Origin of the sequence: Agreia sp. PsM10 (assembly GCF_030433855.1) — a bacterium.
Taxonomy (GTDB): Bacteria; Actinomycetota; Actinomycetes; order Actinomycetales; family Microbacteriaceae; genus Agreia.
Genome location: NZ_JARUXC010000003.1, coordinates 175632 through 194484 on the forward strand (window position 1 = coordinate 175632; position 18853 = coordinate 194484).

Genomic DNA, 18853 nt, shown 5'->3' on the forward strand with positions numbered 1-18853 from the left:
GCATCACATCCGTCCGCCGTCCACCGACCTCGGGATGCGGGTCTCGCCTTCCGGAACCAGAACCGGCGTCTCGCGATTGAGGCTCTCTCCGCGGAAGAACGGCTTCGCCGCGGGGAAGAAGTACCACACGACCATGACCACGGCACCGACGAGCAGCGAGCCCACGCCGATCACGAAGACTCCCCCGATGCCGAAGAGCACTGTGTACCCGTAGTCGGGATCGAGCATGTCGATGGCGGACTGGACGAAGGCTGCGGTGAGCATGAGCCCGCCGAGCAGAGGGAAGAGGCCTTTCGTCACGAAGTTGCGCGCCGACGTGAAGAGCTCACGTCGGAAGTACCAGACGCAGGCGAAGCTCGTGATCGCATAGTAGAACGCGATCGCCAGTCCGAGAGACAGGATCGTGTCGGAGAGGAACGCGTCGCTGATGATCGTCATGCCCACATAGAAGACGCTGGCCACGATGCTCATGACGATCGTCGAGAACGCCGGCGTGCGGAATCGCGGGTGCACCCGGCCGAACCGCTCGGGCAGCGCGCGGTAGGTGGCCATCGAGAGCGTTCCCCGAGCGGTCGGCAGGATCGTGGTCTGGGTCGACGAGATGGCCGAGACCATCACGGCGATGACGAGCAGCCACGCCCACGGTCCGAAGAGTGCGTCCTTCAGGGCGAAGAACACGTCTTCCGCGTTCTTGTCGTTTGCGAGCCCGAGCCCCGCCTCGCCTAGGCCGGCGTACGCCATCGCGGCCACGGCCACCGCCACATAGGTGATCACCAGGATGACGGTCGAGAGCAGGGCCGCGCGTCCCGGGATGTGCTCCGGGTCCTTCGTCTCCTCATTGAGGGCGAGGCATGTGTCCCAGCCCCAGTAGATGAACAGGCACAGGAGGATCGCCTCGGTGAAGCCGGGCAGCGAGTCGAAGGCGAACGGGTTGAACCAGTCGGCCTGAGGCACCATCGATCCCTCGGGCGCCGTGCCGGCGAAGACGCTGCCCAGCGCGAAGACGACGAACAGGATGAGCGCAACGTACTGGATGCCGAGCAGGATGTTCTGCAGGATCTCGCCGATCTCCAGGCCGCGCACGCTGACGAACGTCATGGCCGCGATGAAGAGCACGCCCGTGGCCGTGACGAGGGGCGTGCTGTTGTAGAGGTCGGGATTGCCGATGAGGAGCCAGAAGTACTTGCTGCCGATCTGCGCGAGGTTCGCGAGCACGATGGTTCCGGCAACGATGACGCCCCACCCGCTCATCCATCCGACCCACGGGCCGAATGCCTTCGTGCTCCACGTGAACGAGGTACCGCAGTCGGGAACGGCCTCGTTGAGCTCCCGATAGGCATAGGCCGTGAGGAACATCGGAATGAACGCGAGGACGATGGCGATGGGGGCCTGTGCTCCCACGGCCAGGACAACGAACCCCACCGTGGCCGCCAGGGAGTAGACGGGAGCCGTGGACGCGAGCCCGATCACCACGGATCCGACGAGTCCCAGGGATCCGGTGGCCAGCCCCTTTCCGTCAGACGTTCCTTCGCCCGCCGTGGACGTCGTGGACTGCTGCGACATTGCATCCTCCTCGTTGCGTGGTAGCCGGATACTACCGCTGAAGCTCAGCGGAGCGTATAGAGCGCCACGGCGCTCGCGGAGGCCACGTTGAGGGAATCCACTCCGTGGCTCATGGGAATCGTCACCACGGTGTCCGCGGCGGACAGCGCCTGCCGCGAGAGTCCGTCCCCTTCCGATCCCAGGACGAGCGCGAGCTTCGACGGAACCTCGGCTGCGAACTCGTCGAGGGTGACCGCCTCGTCGGAGAGGGCGAGGGCTGCGATGTGGAATCCGGCGTCATGCAGGAGCGGAGCCGCCTCCGACCATTCGGGCAGTCGGGTCCACGGAACCTGGAGCACGGTGCCCATGCTGACCCGTACGCTTCGCCGGTACAGCGGATCCGCGCACCGGGGAGAGATCAGCACGGCGTCGGCGCCGATACCGGCGACGGCACGGAAGATCGCCCCGACATTCGTATGGTCTGTGATGTCCTCGAGAACCACGACCCGCCTCGCGCCCTCGATGACCTCTGCGACGGGCCGGAGTTCGGGGCGATGCATGGCCGCGAGGGCACCCCTGTGCAGGTTGTAGCCCGTGAGCGATTCGAGCGTCGGCGCGTCCCCGACGAACACGGTCACGTCATCCCATCCGGCCAGCAGGGTCTCCATATCGGACAACCACTGCTCCTGCACCAGGACAGAGCGCGGTCGGTGACCTGCCGCGAGGGCGCGGGCGATAACCTTGGGCGATTCCGCGATGTAGAGGCCGCCTGCCGGCTCGCTGAGGCGTCTGAGCACGACATCCGTCAGTCGCGCGTAGTCGTCGAGTCCGGGCACGTCGAGGCTGTCGATCCACACTGTCTTCACCGTCGAGGCACTCCTGATTCGATCGCGTTCCCTCCCCCATGACACGGGCGGTCTGCCGATCGGAAACAAAACGGCAACGGGGACTGTTTAGACTTCGAAGAGTAACGCGAAGCGTCGGAGTCCATGACCCGACGGCAGGAGGTGCAGATGGTCCCGCTCGTCGAATCGAGCCCTCGAGAAGCCTCGCCCGCCGACATCGACGAGGCTGTGGCGGCCCTCAAGGGCCGAAAGATCGTGGTCCTGACGGGCGCCGGCATGAGCACCGACTCCGGAATCCCCGACTACCGGGGTGCCGGGGCGCCCAAGCGCAATCCGATGACCTTCGATCAGTTCCGGGAGAGCCTCGACTACAGGCGCCGGTACTGGGCCGGCAGCCACCTCGGCTGGAAGATGTTCGACGCCGCTCGCCCCAACGAGGGCCACCGCACCCTCGCGGAGCTCGAGGACGCGGGAGTCGTGTCGGGCGTCGTCACGCAGAACGTCGACGGACTGCACGCCCGCGCGGGTTCCACGCACCTCGTCGACCTGCACGGCTCGATGGATCGGGTGCTCTGCCTGAACTGCGGCCAGACGTTCGCCCGAGCGAGCATCGCCGAGCGCATCTCGGCCGACAACCCCTGGGTCGACCAGCCCGATGCGATCACTCTTGCACCCGACGGCGACGCCGACGTCACCGACTACTCGTCGTTCGTCGTGCCGTCGTGCTCGGTGTGCCAGGGCATGCTGAAACCCGACGTGGTGTTCTTCGGCGAGTTCATTCCCACCGAGCGGTTCCTGGAGGCCTCCGCCCTCGTCGCCGGTGCCGAGGCGATGCTCATCGCGGGGTCGTCGCTCGTGGTCAATTCGGGCATCCGGCTCCTCGAACAGGCGCGTCGGCGGCGGCTGCCCATCGTCATCGTCAACCGGGGGGTCACGAAGGGCGACTCGCGCGCGACGGTGAAACTGGATGCCGGCGCCACGGAGACGCTCGCCGAACTGAGTCGGCACCTGCTCCCCGGGATCCCGGCCTGATGCCGACGACGGACCTGGTCATCGTGCGCCACGGCGAGACCGACTGGAACCTGGCCCGGCGCATCCAGGGCTCGACCGATATTGCGCTGAACGACACGGGACGCGCGCAGGCAGCGGCCGCTGCGGAGAGCCTTGCAGGCGAGACGTGGCATGCGATCGTCACGAGTCCGCTCGGCCGGGCTCGTGAGACCGCTCGCATCATCGCCCGTCGACTCGATCTCGGCGAGCCGCAGGTCGACGACCGGCTCGTCGAGCGCGCCTACGGCGAGGCGGAGGGGCTGGATGCGGCCGCGCTCGCAGACAGATTCCCGGGCATGGAGGGTGTGCCGGGAATCGAACGACGCAGCGACGTGACTCGCCGGGTGCTTCCCGCGCTCGAGAGCATCGCTCTCGAGAATCCGGGTCGGCGCGTGCTGATCGTGGCCCACGGCGGTGTCATCGGCTCAGTGGTGCGCTGGGTGACCGACAAGGCGCTTCCGGGCGGCCACACGCGCATTCCGAATGGATCAGCGCATCGCTTCCGCTATGCAGACGGCCTGCTCGTGCTCGAGGAGTTCAACGGCCTGCCGGTCGAGCCGCCAATTCGGCGAGAAGCTGCCATAGGGTCTGCGCTGACCTCGTCCAGCTGAACGTCGCAGCCTGGTCGACGCCGGCGAGCGAACGGCGCGTGAACTCGTCGGGGTCTTCGAGCGATCGCACCTGCGTCGCCAGGGCCGCCGCGTCGTGCGCGGCGAAGTACAACCCCGCATCGCCGCCGATCTCGGAGAACACGGGGATGTCGCTCACGACGATGGGCGTCCCCTGGGCCATGGCCTCGACGAGGGGAATGCCGAAGCCCTCCTCCAGCGATGCCGTCACCAGGGCCGTCGCATGCCTCGTCACGTCGATGTACTCGTCGTCGCTCGCCCCGTCGTGGAACACGAGCCGCGCCGCCGGTGAGACCGCCTCGAGGCGCCGCCTGTCGGCATCCGACACCCGGCTCATGAGGTGCAGCTCGTAGTCGTCGAGCAGGCCTGCGGCCTCGACCAGCGTCTCGACGTTCTTGTACGGCATGAACGACCCCATGTAGACGAGTTGCTTGCGCCTCTGCTGCGCCGGCAGCGGGGCCGACTCGGCGCCGTCGGCCGCGTTGCGCACGACCGTGACGGGCCTGCGGGTGAGCCTGTTGCGCGCGATGAGGTTGCGGGTGGTCTGAGAGACGGTGACCACCGCATCCGCTCGCGACAGCAGAAAGCGCTGAGGCCACCAGGAGAGGTGGTAGGCGCGCCACAGGAGCCGGATCGGCCATGCCAGATCTCGGGGAGGAGTGGGGTTGGAGTAGTAGATGAGGTCGTGAACCGTGAGAACGAGCCGGTAGCGCCGGCCGAACGATCCCATGGTCTGCATCGGCGAGAACACGACGTCGGGCTTCAGTGCGTTGACCTGCAGGGCCACGAGGGGCTCCCTGACACTCGTCGGCGAACTCGCGAGGTGCCACGGCAGGTCGGGAAGCATCTCGAGCTGGCGGACGTCGCTGACCAGCATCAGGACCTCGTGCCGCTGCTCGGTCAGCGCGGAGACGAGCCCCGCCGTGTACCGGCTGATGCCGTCGTGTCGGCCGATGCGCGTGTAGCGGCAGTCGACGACGACCCTCACGGCGTGTCCTGCTCGCTCTGCAGGAACTCGTCGATCGCCGCGGCCGCCTGCTGCGGAACCTCGTAGTGCACCAGGTGACCGACGTCTGTCAGCACGACGAGGCGCGAATCGGAGATCTTGCGGGTGAGCCTGTGCTGGGCCTCGACCGGCGTGATGTCGTCTTTGTCGGCGGCGATGAGAAGAGTGCGGGTGCGGTTGTCGGCCGCGTACTCCGAGACGTCGTGCGAGATGGACGCCGTGAACGCGTCGAGCACGACCTGCCGGTTCGAGAAGGCGCCGAAGTACAGGTCGTGCTGGTTGTGGATCCACCGGCGCAGCGACCGCGAGCGTGTCTTGGCCATCGTGACACTCATGATGCGCGTCACGAGGGGCGACTTGAGCACCGCGAACCCGAGGCGCTCGGGCATCTTCGCCGGAGCCCAGTAGTAGAAGACGGCCAACCGGGTGAGAATGCCGCGGGGGCCGGAGAGGGCGGGCGCGGCGATGGGATTGACAAGAACGATGTCATCGACATCGAGTCCCTGGGACAGAGCCCGAGACACGATGATCGATCCGAACGAATGGCCGAGCACGACGGTCCTGCCGGGTCCGCGGACGCGGTCGACGAGCTCGATCAGCCAGGCCGAGTAGCCGTCGATGTCATGGGTGCGGTCGAGGGGTGTGGATGCCCCGAATCCCGGCAGATCGGCGACGATCGTGCGGTAGCGGGGCAGGTGCGCGACGATCGGCTCGAGGCCGTGGTGGTCTCCGCGGAAGCCGTGAACCAGCACGATCGTCGTGTCGGCGTCGCTCGGGCCGTAGACCCAGAGTTCGGTCGTGCTGCCCGCGATGTCTTCGGTGCGACGAGAGAGCGGGATGGCCTCGAGTCGGGATGCGTATGGCGAAGGAACAATCATCGTGATCCAGTGTAGGTGCAGGCCTAGACTGGCGTGATGCAGCGTGGCGACCGCCCCCATACGCGCATCGGAAGGACTTGTACGTGAACTTCACCGCCCCCATCCAGTTGCCGGGACTCACGCTCGATCCCCAGTGGTATCGACGAAGCGTCTTCTACGAGGTGATGGTGCGGTCGTTCGTCGACAGCAACGGAGACGGGGCGGGCGATATCGCCGGCCTGGTGTCGAAGCTCGACTACCTGCAGTGGCTCGGAATCGACGCACTGTGGCTGCCGCCGTTCTACAACTCGCCGCTGCGTGACGGAGGGTACGACGTCTCCGACTTCACGTCGATCCTCCCCGAGTTCGGAACCCTCGACGAGTTCCGCGACCTCGTCACGAAGGCCCACGAGCGCAACATGCGGCTCGTGATGGACTTCCCCCTCAATCACACCTCGGATGCGCACGAGTGGTTCCAGCAGTCCCGGTCCGACCCTGAGGGCCCGTACGGCGACTTCTACGTGTGGAGCGACACCGACGAGAAGTACGAGAGCATCCGCATCATCTTCGTCGACACCGAGGAGTCGAACTGGACCTTCGACCCCGTGCGTCGCCAGTTCTTCTGGCACCGCTTCTTCTCTCACCAGCCCGACCTCAACTTCGAGAACCCGGCCGTGCACGACGCGATCTTCGACATCGTGCGATTCTGGCTCGAGCTCGGCGTGGACGGCCTGAGGCTCGACGCGATCCCCTACCTCTACGAGTCCGACGAGGGCAACGGCGAGGGCGAGCCCAAGACGCACGACTTCATCGTGAAGCTGCGCGCCATGGTCGACGAGGACTACCCGGGGCGCGTGCTCATCGCCGAGGCGAACCAGTGGCCCAGAGAGGTCGCGGCGTTCTTCGGAACTGACGAGGAGCCGGAGTGCCACATGGCGTTCGACTTCCCCGTGATGCCCCGCATCTTCTACTCGCTGAGGTCGCAGAACGCCGACGAGCTCGTACGCATCCTCTCCGAGACCACGGATGTGCCCGACTCGGCCGCGTGGGGCGTCTTCCTGCGCAACCACGACGAGCTGACCCTCGAGATGGTCTCCGAGGAGTACCGCCAGGCGATGTACGGCTGGTACGCCTACGACCCGCGCATGAGGTCGAACATCGGCATCAGGCGCCGCCTCGCTCCCCTGCTCGACAACTCCCGCGCGGAGCTCGAGCTCGCCCACGCCCTTCTGTTCGCGCTCAAAGGCAGCCCGTTCCTGTACTACGGCGACGAGATCGGCATGGGCGACAACATCTGGCTCAACGACCGCGACGCGTCGCGTACGCCGATGCAGTGGACGCCCGACCGCAACGCCGGATTCTCGACCGCCGATCCGGGCAAGCTCTACCTGCCCGTGGTGCAGTCGCTCGTCTACAACTACGCCCTGGTCAATGTCGAGTCGCAGCTGGCGCAGTCGCGCTCGCTGCTGCACTGGGTGCGCAACGTGATCCACGTGCGCAAGGCGCACCCCGCATTCGGCCTCGGCAGCATGCAGGTGCTGCAGACCGATCACGAGTCCGTGCTCGCCTTCGTGCGCACCTACGAGGGATCGGGAACCCACCTCGGCGACTCCCCCGAGCAGGTGCTGTGCGTGTTCAGCTTCGCGCACAATCCGGTCGCGGTGCACATCCAGCTGCCCGACCAGGCGGGCGGGCGACTCGTCGACCTGTTCGGCGGCGGGGAGTTCCCCACGATCGGCGACGACGGCAGCCTCACGCTGACCCTGGGAACGCAGAGCTTCTACTGGCTCCAGATCGGCCAGTCGGTCGACCAGCGGTTCTGATCGGCGGTGTCCGAGGCGGCCGGTAGAGTTCGTGTCGTGACAGATTCAGTGCAGCCCGAGTTATTCAGTCTCTCCGACGACGCGGTCCTGGTCGTCGACCAGGCAGAGATCGATCACGCGGCGACCGGCCAGGCGCAGCTCGAGGGCGAGGCCGCTCCCGCGTGGTGGCACCGCCTCGCCGTCTTCGACCTCGAGACCACCGGCATCGATGTGCAGACGAGCCGCATCGTCACGGCCAATGTCAGTGTGATCGGCGCCGACGGGCATCCGGTGTCGCGCCTCGACTGGCTCGCGAACCCCGGCGTCGAGATTCCCGAGCAGGCGACAGCCGTGCACGGGGTCACCACAGAGCGCGCCGTCGCCGAGGGGCGTCCGGCGGCCCTGGTCGTGTACGAGATCGTCGAGGCACTGAAAGCGCTGCTCGCCGAGGGCGTGCCGCTCGTCATCTACAACGCGCCCTACGACCTCACGCTGCTCCACCACGAGGCGGTGCGCTACGGCATCGATCCTCTGGAGCTTCCCGCCGCCATCATCGATCCCCTCGTCATCGACAAGGCCGTCGATCGCTACCGCAAGGGCAAGCGCACCCTCGAGGCCGCCGCGGTCGTCTACGGCGTCGAACTGCTCGACGCCCACGACGCCGGCGCCGATGCCATAGCTGCCGGCCGTGTGGCCCAGGCGCTCGCCCAGAAGCACGACGCCGTGTCGGTCCTGGCCGTGCACGAGCTGCACGAGAAGCAGGTCGACTGGTTCCGCGAGCAGGCAGAGAGCTTCCAGGAGTACATGCGGCGTACGCACAATCCGGAGTTCACGGCGCGCACCGCGTGGCCCGTCGGCTGACCCGCACCCGGAAGCCGCATGCAGAAGCACGCGACAGAACCACCATACGAAAGAAGGGCCGGAAGCGAATTCGCTTCCGGCCCTGCTTTCGTATGGTGCAGCGTGTTACGCGCCGAAGCCCTTGTAACGGCTGTTGAACTTCTCGACGCGACCGGCCGAGTCCATGATGCGCTGCTTGCCCGTGTAGAACGGGTGCGACTCGGAGGAGATCTCGACGTCGATGACCGGGTAGGTGTTTCCGTCTTCCCACTCGATGGTCTTCGAGCTGCCGACCGTCGAACGGGTCAGGAAGGTGGCGCCGGAGGCGAGATCGCGGAAGACAACCGGAGCGTAGTTCGGGTGGATGTCTGTCTTCATGGGGTTTCCTTATGGGTTACGAGTGATGCGAGAAAGTCTGTTCGGCCCTGTACGAACGCGGCACACTGCAGCGGCGACCGGGCCAGCGGTCAACTCTATCAGAAAAGTGCCGAGTCGGAGCGAGTGTCAGGCGGCGCGAGCCGAGTACCGGCCGTCGGTCTCGGTCAGCGTGATCGGAAGGCCGAAGGTGGACTCGAGGTTCTCGGAGGTCAGGACCTCGGCCAGGGGACCCGCTGCCACGATGCGTCCGCCCGAGACGAGCAGAACGTTGGTGAAGCCGCGCGGGATCTCCTCGACGTGGTGCGTGACCATGACGATCGCCGGGGAGTCCGATGAGCTGGCGTAGCCGCCGAGCAGCTGCAGGAGCTCCTCACGGGCGCCCAGGTCGAGGCTCGCGGCGGGCTCGTCGAGGAGGAGCAGCTCAGGATCGGTCATGACCGATCGGGCGATCTGCACGCGCTTCTGCTCGCCGTCGCTCAGCGATCCGAAGAGGCGGTTCTCGAGGTGGTCGAGTTTCCACTCGGCCAGCACTCGGTGAGCGCGTCGGAGGTCGACGTCCTCGTAATCCTCGTTCCAGCGACCGGTCACCGAGTAGGCGGCGGTCAGAACCACGTTGAGGACAGTCTCGTCGGCGGGAAAGCGGCGGGCCATCGCGCTCGATGCGAAGCCGACACGGGGGCGCAGCTCGAACACGTCGACCTGGCCCAGTTTGCCGTCGAGCACCGTCGCGGTACCCGTCGACGGGTGGCTCATCGCCGCGGCGATCTGCAGCAGCGTCGTCTTGCCCGCGCCGTTCGGGCCGAGGATGACCCAGCGTTCGTCGCCCTCCACCGTCCAGTCGAGGTTCGAGAGAATCGGATTTGCGTCTCGGACTACGGACACATCGGACAGCTGGAGTACCACGGGCATGGCACTAGCTTAACCGGTGATCACAGGAGCGAGCGGTAGATACGCTCCGTCTCGACCGCGATCTGCGCCCAGCTGAACGTGCTCTCCGCTCGGAGCCGGCCGGCGCGCCCCATGGCCTTCGCCCGCTCGGGGTCGTCGAGAACCCGGGTGAGCGCCGCCGCGAGGTCGGCGACGAAGCGGTCGGGATCGACGGGCGTGCCCGTGCCGTCCTGGACCTGGTCGATCGGAACGAGCACGCCCGTGACGCCGTCATCGACGACCTCGGGGATCCCGCCCGTCGCGGTTCCGACGACGGGGAGGCCGCAGGCCATCGCCTCGAGGTTCACGATGCCGAGAGGCTCGTACACGGAGGGGCAGACGAAGACGGTGGCGCTCGAGAGCACGACCGACAGCGTGCGGGTGTCGAGAAGGCGGTCGATCCACACGATCCCGGAGCGGGTCTTCTGCAGCTCCCGCACGCCGGACGCGACCTCCTCGAGGATCTCAGGCGTGTCGGGGGCTCCCGCGCACAGTACGACCTGCACCTCCGGAGACAGGCGATCGATGGCCCGGATGAGGTACGGCAGTCCCTTCTGGCGTGTGATCCGGCCGACGAAGACCACGGTGGGCCGGTCGGGGTCGATTCCGAGTTCCGCGAGCACGGCGTCGTCGCTCACCGGGTGCCACTTCTCGAGGTCGATGCCGTTGTAGACGACACTGACCCGGTCCGGATCGAGAGACGGATAACTGCGCAGGATGTCCCGGCGCATTCCGTGGCTGACCGCGATGACCGCGTCGGCGCTCTCGAACGACGTCTTCTCGATCCAGCTCGACAGACGGTAGCCGCCGCCGAGCTGCTCGGCCTTCCACGGCCGGAGCGGCTCCAGCGAGTGGGCCGTGACGACGTGGGGGATGCCGTGCAGCCGGGAGGCGATCTGGCCGGCAGCATTCGCGTACCAGGTGTGCGAATGCACCACGTCGGCACCCGCGGCGTCGTTCGCGATCTCGAGGTCGGTGCCGAGCGTTCTCAGGGCGGGATTCGCGTCGACGAGCCCGGCCGGCGTCTGGTAGGAGAACACCCCCTCCTCGTCACGCGGCTCGCCGAACGCCCTGACGACCACATCGATGCTGCCGCGCAGAGCCTTGACGAGTTCGGCGACATGCACCCCGGCTCCGCCATAGACCTCGGGTGGATACTCTCGGGATATCACGTCTACTCGCACAGCTATGAACGTAGTACACGCCCCCGCCGAGGCTCTACTGTTATGACATGGCAGCATCGAAGAAGATATTTGGCATCGTCCTGGCTGGTGGAGAGGGCAAGCGGCTCATGCCGCTCACGGCGGATCGCGCGAAGCCCGGAGTGCCGTTCGGCGGAAGCTACCGGCTCATCGACTTCGCTCTGTCGAACCTGGTGAACTCCGGCCTGCGACAGATCGTCGTTCTCACCCAGTACAAGTCGCACAGCCTCGACCGTCACGTGTCGCAGACGTGGCGGCTGCCCATGATGCTCGACTCCTACGTCGCCTCGGTCCCCGCGCAGCAGCGACTGGGTAAGCGCTGGTTCGCCGGCTCGGCCGATGCGATCCTGCAGAGTCTGAACCTGATCGGCGACGAGCGGCCCGACATCGTCGTGGTCGTCGGCGCCGACCACGTCTACCGCATGGACTTCGAGCAGATGGTCGCCGCCCACATCGAGTCCGGACTGGGCGCGACCGTGGCAGCGATCCGCCAGCCCATCGAGCTGTCCGACCAGTTCGGCGTCATCCAGACCTCCGACGACGACCCCACCAAGATCTCCGAGTTCCTGGAGAAGCCGAAGGACGCCAAGGGTCTCCTCGACTCGCCCGGTGAGGTTCTCGCCTCCATGGGCAACTACGTGTTCGACGCGGACATGCTCATCGAGGCCGTGATCCGCGACGGCGAGAAGCCCGACTCCAGCCACGACATGGGCGGCGACATCATCCCCGACTTCGTCGAGCGCGGACTGGCCGGCGTCTACGACCTGCAGCGCAACGAAGTTCCGGGAGCCACCGACCGCGACCGCTACTACTGGCGCGACGTGGGCACCATCGACTCCTTCTACGACGCGCACCAGGACTTGATCTCGGCGCTGCCGATCTTCAACCTCTACAACCGCGAGTGGCCGATCTTCACCCAGCAGCTCAACTCGCCGCCGGCCAAGTTCGTGCGGGATGCGAAGGGCAACACGGGCACGACGCTCGGCTCGCTCGTCTCCCTCGGCTGCCTGATCTCGGGCGCACGGGTCGAGGGCAGCGTCATCGGGCCGTGGTCGACCATCGAATCCGAGGCGCTCGTTCAGGACTCGGTGCTCTTCGACCGGGTGCACATCGAACCGGGCGCCATCGTCAAGCGGGCTATTCTGGACAAGAACGTGGTCGTCGCGGCCGGAGCCCAGGTGGGCACGGATGCGGCGCGGGATCGAGAGCGCGGATTCACCGTGACCGACTCGGGCATCACGGTCGTCGGAAAGGGAATCCGCGTAGAGCCATGAGTCTGACATCGGAGGCAGTTCTGTACAGCCCGGGCCGCCAGCCGATAGATTCACGGATCTCGTCGCAGGATCCCGCGCGGTTCCTCGTCGTGCTCGACGTCGACTCGACGCTGATCGAGAACGAGGTCATCGAGATGCTGGCGCAGGCCGCCGGCAGTTTCGCCGAGGTCGCCGAGATCACCGAGCGCGCCATGTGCGGCGAGCTCGATTTCGAACAGAGCCTGCGCTCCCGCGTGGCCACCCTCGAGGGGCTCGCCGTGGAGCAGCTGCCCGACATCGCCGCCCAGATCCGGCTCACCGCCGGTGCGCAGCAGATGATCGACACCCTGCACGCCCATGACAGCGTGGTCGGCGTCGTGTCGGGCGGATTCCACGAACTGCTCGACGACCTCGCCGGAGAGGTGGGGCTCGACTTCTGGCGAGCGAACCGTCTCGAGGTGCGCGACGGTCGTCTCACGGGCGCGGTCCGCGGACCCGTCATCGACGCCGAGGCCAAGGCCTCGGCGCTCACCGAATGGGCATCCGTCTATGGAGTTCCGGCCACGCGCACCGTGGCGGTCGGAGACGGCGCCAACGACCTGCAGATGATGCAGGCCGCCGGCCTGTCGATCGCCTTCGACGCGCGACCGCTCGTACGCCGGACGGCGAACGTGGCGATCAGCGAGCGCGACCTGAGCCAGGTTCTTCCGGCCCTCGGCCTGCGCGGCTGACCCGCCGCAGGCCTGAAGGTCAGTGGCCCATTCCGAGACCGCCGTCGACCGGGATGACCGCACCGGAGATGTATCCCGCGTCATCCGATGCCAGCCATGCCACGACCCGCGCCACCTCTGTGGGCGTGGCGAAGCGGCCTGCGGGAATCGACTTCAGGTACTCGGCCTGCGTCGCCTCGGGCAGGGCGGCGGTCATGTCGGTCTCGATGAAGCCCGGGGCCACGACGTTCGCCGTGATGCCCCGCGATCCGAGCTCGCGCGTGATCGAGCGGGCGATTCCCACGAGGCCGGCCTTCGACGCCGCGTAGTTGACCTGTCCGGCCGATCCGAAGAGCCCGACGACGCTCGAGATCAGGATGATGCGGCCGAAGCGCGCCTTGAGCATTCCCTTGGAGGCACGCTTGATCACGCGGAACGATCCAGAGAGATTGGTATCGATGACCGAGGTGAAGTCGTCCTCCGACATACGCAGGAGGAGGGTGTCCTTGGTGACGCCCGCGTTGGCCACGAGAACCTCGACAGGTCCGAGGGCGGCCTCGACCTCGGTGAAGGCGCGGTCGATGGACTCCGCATCCGTGACATCGGCGAGCACGGTGAGGCTGCCTTCCGGACCCTGGCCCGAGCGTGCGGTCACGGCCACCCGGTGCCCCTGGGCGATGAACTCCTCCGCGAGGGAGAAACCGATTCCGCGGTTTCCGCCGGTGATGAGTACGGTGCGAGTTGTCGTCATGATAAGTCCTTCGATGCGGGGCGTGGATCACTGGCCCGTACCAGCATAAGAGGTGCATACGCGGCGTAGGCTTAGGGCAGCCCACCGGCCCCAGAACCCGAGCAGACGAGCCCATGAAACAGCAGTCGATCACCGACCTCCCGCCTTCCCCGGGTGATGAGCGTCACACGCGCATGGTCAAGTACGGCATCGCCATGGGCATCCGGGTCGTCTGCATCATCCTGATGCTCTTCCTGCACGGCTGGTGGCTCGTCCTCCCCGCGATCGGGGCGATCGTGCTTCCGTACTTCGCCGTGATCCTGGCGAACGTCGGCTCCCCTACCAAGTCCGTCGTGAACAGGCCGGGCGGGGTCGTCGCCATTCCCGGGGCACGTCCGCCTCGCGACTTCGGTGGTCGTCCGGAATGATCGGCCTCGGGCTCGAGCCGGAGGGCTCGCAGTGCTCCCGCGCGGGCTGCCGTGAGGCATCCACGTGGCGGATCGAGTGGCGCAACCCCAAGATCCACGCCGAGACGCGCCGCAAGGTCTGGCTGGCGTGCGACGAGCACGTCGATTTCCTGCGCGAATTCCTCGCCGCCCGAGACTTCCCGCTCGAGGTGCTGGCCGACGGCGGCGCGACGACGCCCGGCTCGGGCACGGCGGATGCGAGGGGCCGGGCATGAACACCGGCTGGCGGTTCCTGCGGAGCTCGCGCTGGGCGGGGTACCTGGCGGTGACCGTGGTCTTCGCCCTCGTGTGCGTATGGCTGGGCTCCTGGCAGCTCGCACGACGCGACGCCGCCGTGGCCGAGAACGACAGGGTGGCCGCGAACTACGACGCCGCACCTCGCCCGATCGGCGACGTGCTGAGCGACCTCGACTCGTTCGACGCCGAAGACAAGTGGACGACGGTGTCGCTGACCGGCAGCTATCTCAGCGACGACCAGCTTCTGGTGCGCAATCGACCGATGGGCGGGCAGCCTGGATTCGAACTCCTCGTGCCGTTCCAGCTCGACGACGGCGATATCGTGGTCGTCGACCGCGGCTGGTTGCCCACCGGAGAGCAGCAGGACAAGCCCGATGTCGTGCCTGACGCTCCTCAGGGCGAGGTGACGGTCGTCGCACGGCTGAAGGCCGGCGAGCCCACCCTGAAGGACCGCACGGCGCCAGAGGGCGAGATCCCCTCGATCGACCTGCCCACGATCGCCGCGAAGTTGGATGCGCCTGTCTACACGGGCGCGTACGGCGAGCTCGCGAGCGAATCGCCCTCGGCCGACACGGGAACGCTCGGCACGCGCCCTCCGGAGGACGAGGGCCCGCACCTGTCGTACGCGTTCCAGTGGTTCGTCTTCGCGCTGCTGGGCTTCGTGGGGCTCGGCTACGCGGCGCGGCAGGAATACCGCCTGGAGAACGCCGACGATCCCGACGAGCAGAAGCGCGCCGCCGAGCGCGAACGGCGTCGCCGCGCCAAGGCGAAGTCCGACAACGACATCGAGGACGAACTCGTCGAGCAGGCTTCGCGCGCCGAGCGTCGCTGAGGCTGACGCCCGGCGGCCCTAGGCCAGCGAGATCAGGTCGGCGTAGTCCTTGTTCCAGTGATCCTCGACGCCGTCGGGCAAAATGAGGACACGCTCGGGGTTCAGGGCCTCGACCGCTCCCTCGTCGTGGCTGACCAGAACGACGGCGCCCTCGTAGTGCGCCAGGGCGTCGAGGATCTCCTCGCGGCTGGCGGGGTCGAGGTTGTTCGTGGGCTCGTCGAGCAGCAGTACGTTGGCGCCCGAGACCACGATCATCGCCAGGGCGAGACGGGTCTTCTCGCCGCCCGACAGCACTCCCGCCGGCTTGTGCGAGTCATCGCCTGTGAAGAGGAAGGACCCCAGAACGCGCCGTGCCTCCATCTCGGTGATGTTGGGCGACGACGACACCATGTTCTCGAGAACACTGCGCTTCACGTCGATGGTCTCGTGCTCCTGCGCGTAGTAGCCGATGCGCAGGCCATGGCCCGGTTCGATCTGGCCGGTGTCGGGCTTGTCCGCCCCGCCGAGGATGCGCAGCAGAGTCGTCTTTCCGGCACCGTTCAGGCCGAGGATCACGACCTTCGAGCCCCGATCGATGGCGAGGTCGACCGCGGCGAAGATCTCGAGCGAGCCATAGCTCTTCGAGAGATTGGATGCCATGAGCGGCGTTCGGCCGCACGGCGCCGGTGTCGGGAAGCGCAGCTTGGCGACGCGGTCGACGGCGCGCACCTCCTCGAGGCCGGAGAGCATCTTCTCGGCGCGGGCGACCATCTGGTGAGCGGCCGCGGCCTTCGACGCCTTGGCGCCGAACTTCGCCGCCTGCAGCTGCAGGACCGACGCCTTCTTCTCGACGTTGACGCGCTCCTTCTTGCGGCGCTCCTCGTCGGCGGCGCGCTGGCGCAGGTAGTTCTTCCAGTTCATGTTGTAGACGTCGATGACCTGGCGGTTGGCATCGAGGTAGAACACCCGGTTCACCGTCTCGCCCACGAGTTCGATGTCGTGGCTGATCACGATGAATCCGCCGGAGTAGTTCTTGAGGAACTCGCGGAGCCAGACGACGCTGTCGGCGTCGAGGTGGTTCGTGGGCTCGTCGAGGATCAGGGTGCGCGCGTCGGAGAAGAGGATGCGCGCGAGCTCGATGCGTCGACGCTGGCCACCCGAGAGGGTCGACAACGGCTGGTCGAGGATGCGATCGGGCAGGTTGAGGTTGGAGGCGATCGAGGCGGCCTCGGCCTCGGCCGCGTATCCGCCGAGAGCCAGGAAGCGGTCGGTGAGGTTGCCGTACTTGGTCATGCCCGCCGCGCTGACCTTCGGGTCGGAGCTGCCCATGTCCGTCGTGGCCTGCTGCATTCCGAGCACGAGCTGTCCGAGCCCGCGGGCGTCGAGGATGCGCGTGCGCGCCAGGTCTTCCGGGTTTCCCGAGCGCGGGTCCTGTGGGAGATAGCCGATCTCGCCGTTGCGCTCGACCTTGCCGCCGTTCGACAGCTGCTCCCCCGCCAGCACCTTCGTGAGGGTGGTCTTGCCCGCTCCGTTGCGACCGACGAGGCCGATCTTGTCACCGTCGGCGACTCGGAAGGAGACGTCCTGCATCAGCACCCGTGCACCGACCCTGAGTTCGAGGTCTTGAACATTGAGCACAGGCAGAATCCATTTCTACTGTCGTGTTTCCACAACGGGGGTTTGGGGGGAGGTAGCAATAGTATAAATCCGAAAGCGGTCGCCGGTTTCGCAAGGCCTTCCGCACCCTCTCAACACGTTCAGTGTTCTGCCCATTCCCTAGGAGTTCTTCAGTGTCGTCACTCACCCTCGCCGCGTCGCGGCCGACCCTCGCCGACCGGCTCTTCTCCCGATCGCTGACCACCGACATCCTGCTCATCGGTGCCGGCGCCGCGCTCACGGGCGTGCTCGCCCAGGTGACCATCCCCCTGTACCCGGTTCCGATCACCGGTCAGACCCTCGCCGTGATCCTCGTCGGCAGCACGCTCGGCGCGCTTCGCGGCGCCCTCTCGATGGTGCTCTACCTCGCACTCGGCACGTTCGGCCTGCCGTGGTTCAGCGACGCGAGCTCCGGATGGGGCGTCGTCGCCGGCCCGACGGGCGGTTACATCGTGGGCTTCATCGCCGCTGCGGCCCTCACCGGCTGGCTTGCCCAGCGCACCTGGGACCGTCGCGTACTCGGCGCCTTCGTGTCGATGTCGGCCGGAACGCTCGTGACATTCGCCGTCGGCCTGCCGTGGCTCGCCGCATCGCTCGGACTCACGCTCGAGCAGACGCTCGAGGCCGGGCTGTACCCGTTCCTGATCGGCGGGGTCATCAAGGCACTGCTCGCCGCCGGCATCCTGCCCCTCGCCTGGAAGCTGAGCTCGAAGCGCGACCGGTAGGCGCCGGGCGGCAGCCCACCCCCGGCACGAAGAAGGGCCCCACCACGATCGTGGCGGAGCCCTTCTTGTGTGTTGCGGCGAAGCTACATCGAGAAGCCGAGGGCCCTCATCATCTCGCGACCGTCATCGGTGATCTTCTCCGGACCCCACGGCGGCATCCAGACCCAGTTGATGCGGAACTGCTCGACCGTGCCGTCGAGGGCCTGGGCGGTCTCCTCTTCGATCACGTCGGTGAGCGGGCATCCGGCGCTGGTCAGGGTCATGCTGATCAGCAGGGCGTCGTTCTCGTCGTCCCACGCGAGGTCGTAGATCAGGCCGAGGTCGACGATGTTGACCCCGAGCTCCGGGTCCATGACGTCTTTCAGCTTGTCCTCGATTTCGTCGAAGCGCTGGGGTGTGAGTGTCGAGGCCATGACCTACGACCCGACGACGGCGTTCGAGAGGAACCGGTCGTAGCCCTCGTTCTCGAGGCGCACGGCCAGCTCGGGTCCACCCTGCTCGACGACCTTGCCCGCGACGAACACGTGCACGAAGTCGGGCTGGATGTACTTGAGGATGCGGTTGTAGTGCGTGATGAGCAGGATGCCGAGGCCGGTGTTCGCCTTGGCGCGGTTCACGCCCTCCGACACGATCTTCAGCGCGTCGACGTCGAGACCCGAGTCGGTCTCGTCGAGAACGGCGAACTTCGGCTTGAGCAGTTCGAGCTGGAGGATCTCGTTGCGCTTCTTCTCGCCACCCGAGAAGCCCTCGTTGACGTTGCGCTCACGGAACGACTTGTCCATGCGCAGCTGCGACATCGACGAGTCCAGGTCCTTGATCCAGCCGCGGATGGGCGGTGCCGCGCCGTCGATTGCGGTCTTGGCGGTGCGGAGGAAGTTCGACACGCTCACGCCGGGGATCTCGACCGGGTACTGCATGGCGAGGAACAGGCCGGCGCGGGCCCGCTCGTCGACCGTCATGGTGAGGACCTCTTCGCCGTCGAGCTTCACGGAGCCGCTCTCGACCGTGTACTTGGGGTGCCCCGCGATCGCGTAGGCGAGGGTGGACTTGCCGGAGCCGTTCGGGCCCATGATCGCGTGGGTCTCGCCCTCGCCGATCGACAGGTCGACGCCCTTCAGGATCTGCTTGGTTCCCAGCTCGGTCTCCACGCTCACGTGGAGATCGCGGATCTCAAGATTCGACATGG

The 18853-nt window shown here is 66.9% G+C and carries 21 protein-coding genes; 10 read left to right on the forward strand and 11 right to left on the reverse strand.

Translation table 11 applies throughout. The annotated features are described in order from the left end of the window. Nucleotides 1-3: 3 nt before the first annotated feature. Together QCD70_RS04875 and QCD70_RS04880 are read right to left on the reverse strand one after the other, a co-directional pair. Entirely contained in the window at nucleotides 4-1563 is a 1560-nt protein-coding gene (locus QCD70_RS04875) for an APC family permease (RefSeq protein WP_301214043.1), read from the reverse strand. A 44-nt stretch (nucleotides 1564-1607) separates the two neighbouring features. After that, entirely contained in the window at nucleotides 1608-2408 is an 801-nt protein-coding gene (locus tag QCD70_RS04880; protein WP_301214044.1) for a TrmH family RNA methyltransferase, read from the reverse strand. A gap of 147 nt (nucleotides 2409-2555) precedes the next feature. Between QCD70_RS04880 and QCD70_RS04885 the strand changes: the two genes are divergently transcribed. Continuing rightward, complete coding sequence (locus QCD70_RS04885; RefSeq protein ID WP_301214228.1) at nucleotides 2556-3419, forward strand: Sir2 family NAD-dependent protein deacetylase; 864 nt, start codon at nucleotides 2556-2558, stop codon at nucleotides 3417-3419. After that, nucleotides 3419-4048 carry a histidine phosphatase family protein gene (locus QCD70_RS04890; RefSeq protein ID WP_301214045.1) on the forward strand — a complete coding sequence of 210 codons (630 nt, stop codon included), beginning with the start codon at nucleotides 3419-3421 and terminating at the stop codon, nucleotides 4046-4048. Before QCD70_RS04885 ends, QCD70_RS04890 begins: the two co-directional genes overlap by 1 nt. Here the strand turns inward: QCD70_RS04890 and QCD70_RS04895 are convergent. Together QCD70_RS04895 and QCD70_RS04900 are read right to left on the reverse strand one after the other, a co-directional pair. Next, nucleotides 3975-5054 (reverse strand): glycosyltransferase family 4 protein, encoded by a 1080-nt coding sequence (locus QCD70_RS04895; RefSeq protein WP_301214046.1) that lies wholly within the window; start codon nucleotides 5052-5054, stop codon nucleotides 3975-3977. The genes QCD70_RS04890 and QCD70_RS04895 overlap by 74 nt on opposite strands. Then, nucleotides 5051-5950, reverse strand: a complete 900-nt coding sequence (locus QCD70_RS04900) for an alpha/beta fold hydrolase (RefSeq protein ID WP_301214047.1) — start codon at nucleotides 5948-5950, stop codon at nucleotides 5051-5053. Before QCD70_RS04900 ends, QCD70_RS04895 begins: the two co-directional genes overlap by 4 nt. A gap of 83 nt (nucleotides 5951-6033) precedes the next feature. On the opposite strand from QCD70_RS04900, the gene treS reads away from it, so the two are divergent. After that, nucleotides 6034-7752, forward strand: a complete 1719-nt coding sequence (treS, locus tag QCD70_RS04905; RefSeq protein ID WP_301214048.1) for a maltose alpha-D-glucosyltransferase — start codon at nucleotides 6034-6036, stop codon at nucleotides 7750-7752. Nucleotides 7753-7788: 36 nt separating this feature from the next. Further along, on the forward strand, nucleotides 7789-8592 hold the full coding sequence (locus tag QCD70_RS04910) for an exonuclease domain-containing protein (protein ID WP_301214049.1): 804 nt from the start codon (nucleotides 7789-7791) through the stop codon (nucleotides 8590-8592). Nucleotides 8593-8697: 105 nt separating this feature from the next. On the opposite strand, the gene QCD70_RS04915 is transcribed toward QCD70_RS04910, so the two are convergent. From QCD70_RS04915 to glgA, 3 genes are all read right to left on the reverse strand, one after another. Beyond that, nucleotides 8698-8949 carry a type B 50S ribosomal protein L31 gene (locus tag QCD70_RS04915; RefSeq protein ID WP_044443333.1) on the reverse strand — a complete coding sequence of 84 codons (252 nt, stop codon included), beginning with the start codon at nucleotides 8947-8949 and terminating at the stop codon, nucleotides 8698-8700. Nucleotides 8950-9075: 126 nt separating this feature from the next. Then, on the reverse strand, nucleotides 9076-9858 hold the full coding sequence (locus QCD70_RS04920; protein WP_301214050.1) for an ABC transporter ATP-binding protein: 783 nt from the start codon (nucleotides 9856-9858) through the stop codon (nucleotides 9076-9078). Nucleotides 9859-9878: 20 nt separating this feature from the next. Beyond that, the gene (glgA, locus tag QCD70_RS04925) at nucleotides 9879-11060 is read right to left on the reverse strand and encodes a glycogen synthase (RefSeq protein WP_301214051.1); all 1182 of its coding nucleotides are present in this window, start codon (nucleotides 11058-11060) and stop codon (nucleotides 9879-9881) included. 47 nt (nucleotides 11061-11107) lie between these two features. On the opposite strand from glgA, the gene QCD70_RS04930 reads away from it, so the two are divergent. Beyond that, a complete protein-coding gene (locus QCD70_RS04930; RefSeq protein WP_055949502.1) occupies nucleotides 11108-12352 on the forward strand; it encodes a glucose-1-phosphate adenylyltransferase in 1245 nt (414 codons plus the stop codon). Further along, nucleotides 12349-13062, forward strand: a complete 714-nt coding sequence (gene serB, locus QCD70_RS04935; RefSeq protein WP_301214052.1) for a phosphoserine phosphatase SerB — start codon at nucleotides 12349-12351, stop codon at nucleotides 13060-13062. The genes QCD70_RS04930 and serB overlap by 4 nt, the downstream gene beginning before the upstream one ends. A 19-nt stretch (nucleotides 13063-13081) precedes the next feature. Here the strand turns inward: serB and QCD70_RS04940 are convergent, their stop codons facing one another. Then, nucleotides 13082-13792, reverse strand: coding sequence for a beta-ketoacyl-ACP reductase (locus QCD70_RS04940; RefSeq protein ID WP_301214053.1), 711 nt, complete (start codon nucleotides 13790-13792; stop codon nucleotides 13082-13084). A gap of 113 nt (nucleotides 13793-13905) precedes the next feature. Between QCD70_RS04940 and QCD70_RS04945 the strand changes: the two genes are divergently transcribed. Genes QCD70_RS04945 through QCD70_RS04955 form a run of 3 tightly spaced genes read left to right on the forward strand, consistent with a single transcriptional unit; the run spans nucleotide 13906 to nucleotide 15307 of the window. Beyond that, entirely contained in the window at nucleotides 13906-14199 is a 294-nt protein-coding gene (locus QCD70_RS04945) for a DUF3099 domain-containing protein (RefSeq protein WP_301214054.1), read from the forward strand. Beyond that, a complete protein-coding gene (locus tag QCD70_RS04950; RefSeq protein WP_301214055.1) occupies nucleotides 14196-14453 on the forward strand; it encodes a hypothetical protein in 258 nt (85 codons plus the stop codon). The genes QCD70_RS04945 and QCD70_RS04950 overlap by 4 nt, the downstream gene beginning before the upstream one ends. After that, nucleotides 14450-15307 carry an SURF1 family cytochrome oxidase biogenesis protein gene (locus QCD70_RS04955; protein ID WP_301214056.1) on the forward strand — a complete coding sequence of 286 codons (858 nt, stop codon included), beginning with the start codon at nucleotides 14450-14452 and terminating at the stop codon, nucleotides 15305-15307. Before QCD70_RS04950 ends, QCD70_RS04955 begins: the two co-directional genes overlap by 4 nt. 18 nt (nucleotides 15308-15325) lie before the next feature. On the opposite strand, the gene QCD70_RS04960 is transcribed toward QCD70_RS04955, so the two are convergent. Further along, nucleotides 15326-16924: an ABC-F family ATP-binding cassette domain-containing protein gene (locus QCD70_RS04960; protein ID WP_055928642.1), complete on the reverse strand. Its 1599-nt coding sequence runs from the start codon at nucleotides 16922-16924 to the stop codon at nucleotides 15326-15328. A gap of 152 nt (nucleotides 16925-17076) precedes the next feature. Here QCD70_RS04960 and QCD70_RS04965 point away from each other — a divergent pair, with 152 nt between their 5' ends. Beyond that, entirely contained in the window at nucleotides 17077-17667 is a 591-nt protein-coding gene (locus tag QCD70_RS04965) for a biotin transporter BioY (RefSeq protein WP_301214057.1), read from the forward strand. A gap of 83 nt (nucleotides 17668-17750) precedes the next feature. On the opposite strand, the gene QCD70_RS04970 is transcribed toward QCD70_RS04965, so the two are convergent. Continuing rightward, nucleotides 17751-18080 carry a metal-sulfur cluster assembly factor gene (locus tag QCD70_RS04970; protein WP_055781451.1) on the reverse strand — a complete coding sequence of 110 codons (330 nt, stop codon included), beginning with the start codon at nucleotides 18078-18080 and terminating at the stop codon, nucleotides 17751-17753. A gap of 3 nt (nucleotides 18081-18083) precedes the next feature. Beyond that, on the reverse strand, nucleotides 18084-18851 hold the full coding sequence (gene sufC, locus QCD70_RS04975; protein WP_055928649.1) for a Fe-S cluster assembly ATPase SufC: 768 nt from the start codon (nucleotides 18849-18851) through the stop codon (nucleotides 18084-18086). Between the last annotated feature and the right edge of the window lie 2 nt (nucleotides 18852-18853).